The 848-nt window shown below is 71.6% G+C and carries 2 protein-coding genes; both read left to right on the top strand.

From position 1 onward, the window contains the following. The coding region (locus tag ACOADB_RS15170; RefSeq protein WP_378600182.1) for a lyase family protein at window positions 1–666 on the top strand (666 nt) is incomplete at its 5' end. 11 nt (window positions 667–677) lie between these two features. After that, window positions 678–848 (top strand): LysR family transcriptional regulator (locus tag ACOADB_RS15165; protein WP_378600198.1); only part of this gene is annotated, 171 nt, incomplete at its 3' end.

The raw sequence follows: 848 nt of genomic DNA, 5'->3' as shown, positions 1-848 counted from the left end.
CACCTGGCCGAGATCACCGGGCAGCCGGTCGTCGGCGCCGGCGACCTCGTCGAGGCCACCAGCGACACCGGCGCGTTCGTCCAGGTCTCCGGTGTGCTGAAGCGGGTCGTCGTCAAGGCATCCAAGATCTGCAACGACCTGCGACTGCTGTCCTCCGGACCCCAGGCCGGCTTCGGCGAGCTCCAGCTCCCCGCACGCCAGGCGGGTTCGAGCATCATGCCGGGCAAGGTCAACCCCGTCGTCCCGGAGATGGTCAACCAGGTCGCCTACTGGGTGATCGGCAACGACCTGACCGTCACCATGGCCGCCGAGAGCGGACAGCTGCAGCTCAACGCCTTCGAGCCGATCATCTGCCACAGCCTGCTCCAGGGCTTCACCTGGACGGCCGCCGCGTTCGACTCGCTGCGCGAGCTGTGCGTCGACGGCATCACCGTCGACGCCGCCAAGCTCGCCGCGGTCGTCGCCGGCAACGCCGGCCTGGTCACCGCGCTGACGCCCCTGCTGGGCTACGCGCGGTCGGCCGAGATCGCCAAGGCCGCGCTCAGCGGCGCCGGCGACGTGCGGGGGCTCGCCCTCGCCGGCGGCGGCGTGGACGCCGACGTCCTCGACGCCCTGCTGCACCCCGAGACCCTCGCGAACCTGGAGCCGGGAGCGCTACGGGCCTGACCTGCGGCAGGATGAGCGCCATGGCGGAGGTCGGCTTCACCCTGACACAGCTGCGGTACTTCGCCGCGGCCGCCGAGCTGGGCAGCATGACGGCCGCGTCGCGGCAGCTCATGGTGTCCCAGTCGGCCATCTCCACGGCGGTCGCGCAGCTGGAGAAGGAGCTCGGCGTCCAGCTGTTGCTG

Origin of the sequence: Nocardioides sp. CPCC 206348 (assembly GCF_048654705.1) — a bacterium.
Taxonomy (GTDB): domain Bacteria; phylum Actinomycetota; class Actinomycetes; order Propionibacteriales; family Nocardioidaceae; genus Nocardioides.
This window is presented reverse-complemented; position numbering and strand designations above follow the sequence as displayed.